6 protein-coding genes and 2 pseudogenes are annotated in these 5554 nt (G+C 58.1%); 3 read left to right on the forward strand and 5 right to left on the reverse strand.

The window, feature by feature from the left end:
- Nucleotides 1-144: 144 nt before the first annotated feature.
- Nucleotides 145-513 carry a prolyl oligopeptidase family serine peptidase gene (locus JKL46_RS33955; RefSeq protein WP_009491830.1) on the forward strand — a complete coding sequence of 123 codons (369 nt, stop codon included), beginning with the start codon at nucleotides 145-147 and terminating at the stop codon, nucleotides 511-513.
- A gap of 63 nt (nucleotides 514-576) precedes the next feature.
- Here the strand turns inward: JKL46_RS33955 and JKL46_RS33960 are convergent, their stop codons facing one another.
- The 4 genes and pseudogenes from JKL46_RS33960 to JKL46_RS33975 all read right to left on the reverse strand — a co-directional run.
- A complete protein-coding gene (locus JKL46_RS33960) occupies nucleotides 577-1143 on the reverse strand; it encodes a CpaD family pilus assembly lipoprotein (protein WP_083861395.1) in 567 nt (188 codons plus the stop codon).
- Nucleotides 1144-1152: 9 nt separating this feature from the next.
- Nucleotides 1153-2601, reverse strand: coding sequence for a type II and III secretion system protein family protein (locus tag JKL46_RS33965; RefSeq protein ID WP_009491828.1), 1449 nt, complete (start codon nucleotides 2599-2601; stop codon nucleotides 1153-1155).
- 31 nt (nucleotides 2602-2632) lie between these two features.
- On the reverse strand, nucleotides 2633-3319 hold the full coding sequence (locus tag JKL46_RS33970; protein WP_009491827.1) for a winged helix-turn-helix domain-containing protein: 687 nt from the start codon (nucleotides 3317-3319) through the stop codon (nucleotides 2633-2635).
- 674 nt (nucleotides 3320-3993) lie between these two features.
- Nucleotides 3994-4135 (reverse strand): annotated as a pseudogene (locus JKL46_RS33975) (IS6 family transposase); the annotation flags it as partial.
- Nucleotides 4136-4394: 259 nt separating this feature from the next.
- On the opposite strand from JKL46_RS33975, the gene JKL46_RS37130 reads away from it, so the two are divergent.
- Together JKL46_RS37130 and JKL46_RS33980 are read left to right on the forward strand one after the other, a co-directional pair.
- Nucleotides 4395-4550, forward strand: coding sequence for a transposase (locus JKL46_RS37130; RefSeq protein WP_407667430.1), 156 nt, complete (start codon nucleotides 4395-4397; stop codon nucleotides 4548-4550).
- A gap of 58 nt (nucleotides 4551-4608) precedes the next feature.
- Nucleotides 4609-5162, forward strand: a pseudogene (locus JKL46_RS33980) (IS3 family transposase); the annotation flags it as partial.
- Between the two features lie 31 nt (nucleotides 5163-5193).
- Here the strand turns inward: JKL46_RS33980 and JKL46_RS33985 are convergent.
- The coding region (locus JKL46_RS33985) for a transposase (protein WP_201842829.1) at nucleotides 5194-5554 on the reverse strand (361 nt) is incomplete at its 5' end.

A 5554-nucleotide genomic window follows, 5' to 3' on the forward strand; every position in this document is an offset into this window, starting at 1 on the left:
TGCGCCGGTGAGATCGCAACAGCGCCGCCCTCCACATTCGGCCAGATGAAGCGGCCTTTCTCCAACCTTCGCGTGAAACGGCGGCCCGACGGCTGGAAGGATCGGAGGGATCTCAGAGCAAGACTTCGAACCGGAGATCTCCCGATGGTGGAGATCAGCCTCTTCTCGCCATACCATCGAGGACATAACATTCCGCAGCGGTCAGCACCGCAATATGGCAATCCCGACGATCCGGTCGAAGGCGGCTTCGTGCGCTCGATATCGCCTTATCATAACGTCAGGGCGGGCGTGACCTATCCGGAACCTTTCTTCGAAGATTCGACCAACGATGACGTCCTCGGCCCGGTGCATGCGCGCAAGATGGTCGCTCTATTCGAAGAAATGGACCTGCCCTTCTACTATTTCGAAAAGTTGGAGGGGGGGCACGCCGGTGCCGCCAAATTGTGGGACGGTGCCCGCCGCTACGCGCTTGAATACAGCTACATTTCTCAAAAGCTTATGGGCAACGAGTGAGTGCGTCTGCGTTAGGCAGTGCGAGCAAGATGAAGCCGGCGCCGAGGGTGCACTCCAATGGCATCATTCACCACTTTTGTCTGTTGTAAACTCCCTGTATTTTGCAATTGGTATGGCCGCACGATCACCGTCGCTTGGCTTGACAGCCATGTTGCCGAACAGATCGCGCGGATCGTTCACCATTACGGCGAGGTTATGGCGCGTCGAACAGCCAAGCGTCTGATCGACGGATTCGTCCTCAGGTAACGGACTGGAAAATGACGGGCAGACAGGAGGGTGGGCAAGATAGACGATCGCCTCTATTCGCGCTACGCGGCCGTCGTGTTGGTTCAACAACTGAATATTGTAAGCGTCGATCCCGATCTGTTTCGCCTGATGGACCGCCTCTGCGCTAAGCCGGGGCGACCCGCTGATAAGCAGATGAAGCGCATCAGGCCGACCGCGGCTGGCCCTCTCAAGAAAGACTCGCAACCGCTGCCGTTCCGAAGCGCGAACGCCCTCTAAAGTCAGAACGGAGGTCTCCTCTCGGATAAGGATAGGTGCCGACGGCTCCACATGGAACGGCGGGCTTGCGCAGCAACTTAGGCCTGCCGTTAGACCGACCAAGTAAACTTTGATCCGCAACATCATTGACCACAGCTATTTGATAATATAGCCGATGCCGCTCTCGGCGCCTGTGCGGACAGTCGCGCGGCCTCGCGGCCGACTGGGCACATTCGATCTGGCCCCCCCACCATCCAAACGCGACGCCATCCGATCCGTCGGCGCGCTCATCTGGTCGGGGCTCGACCCTGGTCTTACGATGTACGGCGTAACCAGAATAACCAGTTCTGATTCCTCCTTTTGAAATGAGGAAGAACGGAACAGGGTGCCAAGGATCGGCATCTGGCCGAGCCCGGGAACAGCACTGATGTTATTGCTGGCGGTACGCCTGATGAGCCCACCAATTGCAAAGCTCTGCCCACTGGCGAGTTCGACGACCGTATCGGCGCGGCGGGTTGAAATCGCTGGCACTGAAATGCCGTTGATTTGAACGGCGCCTTGTGACGTGAGGTCACTGACTTCCGGTTTTACGCGAATATTGATTTGGTTGTTGCCGAGGACGGTAGGTAAGAATTCCAGGCTGACTCCGAAGTGCCGAAATTCAATTGAGACTTGCCCATTTTCTTGCAGCACAGGAATGGGAAACTCGCCGCCGACGAGGAAGCGAGCGGTTTCGCCTGAAATCGCCGTGAGGTTCGGCTCAGCCAAGATAGAAGCAATGTTCTCTTTGGCGAGCGCGTCAAGAACCGCGCTGATGTTGACGTTACCATCGTTGTATCCGATTTCTGCTGTACCGCCACCTTTCCCCGCGCCAGAGCCGGCACGTTTGCCGCCGCCGCTCACCAAACCCACCTTGAAACCGCCGATTTGACCGAGGGCGGACAGGTTAATACCGAGTTCGTTCATCGCCCCACGAGACACTTCCGCTACGCGCACACTCAGATTCACCTGCAAGGACCCAGCGACTTTGATGTTATTGACGACCTGAGCACCGTCTCCGAGAAATTGCTCGGTGATCTCTTTCGCCGTGTGGACAGTTTCTGCGTCGGGCGCCGTGCCGCTAAGGATTGCGCCGCGTGGAGTATACTTGACGCGGATCGGATAGTCGCCGACCTGATCCCTCAACATCGCCCGCAGATCCTCAATCGGCTCTGTGACGACGATCTGCAACGCGGCGAGGGCCTCACCATTGTCGTTCAAGGCGAATAGGGTGGTCCGCCCGGATTTCTTGCCAAAGACGAAGATGGTTTTGTTTGAAGGTGCCTGATAATCCGCAACCGTCGGGTCGGCAACAAAGATGGTGGCAGCTGGCGCGGGCAGATGAACTGTCTTGCCGAGCGACGAGGTAAGCTTCAGCGTGGCATTGATGCCATTGGAAGCTGCACGCTGCTTCCCTTCATCCCTGTTACTTTGAGCCGCGGCCGAAAGTGGAAAAAGCAGCAGTAGGGTGCAGAGGAGAGGGCCCAAACAGAAGCAATCCGTAACACTCGAGCCGTCGACGAGGGGCGGCCGCTGAATGATGCTGGGATCGCGAGTTGTAAACATTCTCAAGACAGTCTTCCTTCACAGTCAACAATCATACGGATGCCGCGTCAGGCAATTGAAGAATGTAGCCAATTCCACGCACGGTCTTTATTCGTGGCGTCGCACCTGACCTATTCAGATGTCCACGTAAGCGATAAATTCCAACTTCAAGTGCGTTGGTAGAAACCTCGTCGTTGAACGGATAAAGGTGATCTTCCAACTGGTCGCGCGGCACGACGCGGCCGGCGCGACTAAGCAAATGTTCAAGAATACATAGCTCGCGGCGTGCTATGGTCAGCGGATCGCCTGCCACGGAAACCTCTCTGCTGATGGGGTCGAAGTTGAGGTTGCCAAATACAAGGATGGGGGCGGCCATCTGTCTTGCCCGGCGCTGAATGGCTCTCATCCTGGCGATGAGCTCAACAGGAGAGACCGGCTTGAGCAAAAAATCGTCCGCCCCACCGTTGAAAGAGGCAATCCGCTTCTCGCAATCGTCGAGGCAACTCATAATTACGGCGGGAACCGAATGCCCCCCGCTCCTTAGTTGCCTCAACCAGTCCAAGCCATTGCCATCCGGCAAAGCCAATTCTAGGAGGAGAATCTCGTAGCTGGCGCAATGAAATATGCTCGAAGCCTCTTCCAGGGTACAAGCTATATCAACGGCAAAGCCGCTTTCCGCCAGCGCACCGCGCACCGTGCGTGCAAAGTTCGTATGGTGATCAACGAGCAGCGTTCGCATTTCGTCTCACAGTCGAGATAGAGTTGTAAATTGGGCACGTCACCGTCAGCTATGAATCCTGGACAGCAGCAGAAGTTAAGCAACTCGTGTCAGTAGTCTTGGCCGTTCTTTCGGAGAGGTATTCGCAGGAGCATTTCAGCAATGGCAACAGTCGCGGATAGAAGCTTGTGACGACCCGTGGCGGATCGAAACTGCCGGTCTGCCGACCCAGAATGCCACCTGCTCCGACTGTCATTTCTCCGCGCATCGTTTCCCCTGCGTGCCACTCCCCGGTGTTCATCAGCCCAGCGTGTCCCGCGCCGATGATTCGATGAATGGAAGGGTTAACGTCGAGGAGTTGGCTGGAGAAATCCATAGTTCTGATCGGACACATCCACGCGATGGATGCACCCCGCATAGTCCATGTCAGAGTGATCTGACAGTCGACACGCTGTCACGACATTTAACGAAACCGCAACACACTGGGGCGGGCTCAGCTAAGGTCGGGGATCTGCCGAGCCAATAAGCTTAACTGCCGTAGTTCGTCCGGCGCAAGCTATCACAGGTTTGTTAGCGCCGCCGGGTGGCAGCCGCGGTCAGAGCGATTGGTCGATGCACTGAAGCGCTTGGAATATCGCGGCTATGCTTCGGCGGCGTTACAACGATCACCGGAGGCGCCTGTGGATCATCTAGTGGTGAATGGTTGCATGGTCGAACGAGATGCGGCGTTCAGCCATCATCTCCTCAAGATTGCGCAGGCTGAGATTATAGGACTGGTACCAGCACACGCAGAGCAGGATTGCCGACCGATGAGAATCGGCGGCCTTTGAACGCCATGCACGTCCAGAGGCTACATACGCATGCGCCGATGACTGTGGAATCTAGGGTCGTGTCGTGGGAAAGTAGCCGCATGAGGATCGACCAGAACAAGATCCGCGAGGCGGTCATCGCCCTGCTGTAGCTGACGCGGCACGATGGATTCCAAGCTCGGAAGAGCTTCGACCAGGCGACGAACAGGCTCCTTGAGAAGGGCTTAATCTGCGACTGGACCTGCTTCGGAAAATGGAGAGCACTCTTACAACTCAGGAGGATCCCCATGCCCCAGACACGCTTTACGACAGAGTTTCAGGATGAGGCGGTACGGCTTGCTCTGACCAGCGGCCGCAGCCGACGGGCGATTGCCGCGGATCTCGGCGTTGGCCTGTCGACCTGCGTGTTTCGCATGATCGTCGACCCTGCGCCACTGGATTGATCGCCGGCTCGAGCGCGCGATCGAGGATCCGCCCGTAGAGCGCTAGGAGGGCATGGCGGCCGAGCTGAAGCGGCTGCGGCGCGAGAACGAAATTCTGCGCGAGGAACGGGAGATCCTCAAACGGGCCACGGCTTTTTTCGCCAAGGAGGGAAGTCGATGAAGTTCCAGTTCATCGATGTGGCGAAAGAGAGCTTCCCCGTCACCCGTCTGTGCCAGGTCCTCGGTGTCAGCCAGAGTGGCTACTTCGCCTGGCGATCTCGTCCAGCCAGCCCGCGCCAGCGGGAGGACCTGGTTCTGCTGGCCCATGTCCGTTCGGCCTTCACCCGCTCGCATGAGACCTATGGCAGCCCGCGCCTCACCCGCGAGCTGCAGGATGAGGGCCTGACGGTGGGTCGCCGTCGAACCGCTCGGCTGATGCGGGAGAACGGCCTGAAAGCCCGGCAGAAGCGGCGGTTCACGCGCACCACCGACAGCCATCACTCTTTTCCGGTCGCACCCAACCTGCTCGAGCAGGACTTTTCGGCTGAGCGTCCGAACGAGAAGTGGGCTGCGGATATCTCCTACCTGTGGACGAACGAGGGCTGGTTGTATTTGGCCGTGGTCCTCGATCTGAGTTAAACCGGAAGGTGGGTGATGGGGTCGATCAGGCGACGTTGTGTGTTGGCGTCGTTGTGATCTCGGCGCCGTCCTTAAACCTGACACCGGCAATCACCTTCGGCAACTGATTTTCGCCCATCAGCCGGCGCCAGCTTTTCGCGGCGGCCATGATGAGCTTGAACACCATCAGCCGCGCGGTGGTTGGCGACAGCGCGCCCTTGGTGCGCACCGTGCGATGCCGCACCGTGGCGAACACGCTCTCAATTGGGTTCGTTGTTCGCAGATGGATCCAGTGCTCAGCCGGCCAATCGAAGAAGGCCAGCAGCGCCCGCTGGTCCTTGCGCAGGCACTCCACCGCCTTCGGATAGCGTGCGCCATAGGCGTCCTCGAACAGATCGAGGGCGACC

It is taken from the genome of Microvirga zambiensis WSM3693 (assembly GCF_016735695.1).
Taxonomy (GTDB): domain Bacteria; phylum Pseudomonadota; class Alphaproteobacteria; order Rhizobiales; family Beijerinckiaceae; genus Microvirga; species Microvirga zambiensis.

Bases quoted from the DNA above. Each gene is read 5' to 3' on its own strand.
- JKL46_RS33970 (WP_009491827.1), bottom strand. From the start codon at position 3,319: ATGCGAACGCTGCTCGTTGATCACCATACGAACTTTGCACGCACGGTG.
- JKL46_RS33955 (WP_009491830.1), top strand. From the start codon at position 145: ATGGTGGAGATCAGCCTCTTCTCGCCATACCATCGAGGACATAACATT.
- JKL46_RS33960 (WP_083861395.1), bottom strand. From the start codon at position 1,143: ATGATGTTGCGGATCAAAGTTTACTTGGTCGGTCTAACGGCAGGCCTA.
- JKL46_RS37130 (WP_407667430.1), top strand. From the start codon at position 4,395: ATGCCCCAGACACGCTTTACGACAGAGTTTCAGGATGAGGCGGTACGG.
- JKL46_RS33965 (WP_009491828.1), bottom strand. From the start codon at position 2,601: ATGTTTACAACTCGCGATCCCAGCATCATTCAGCGGCCGCCCCTCGTC.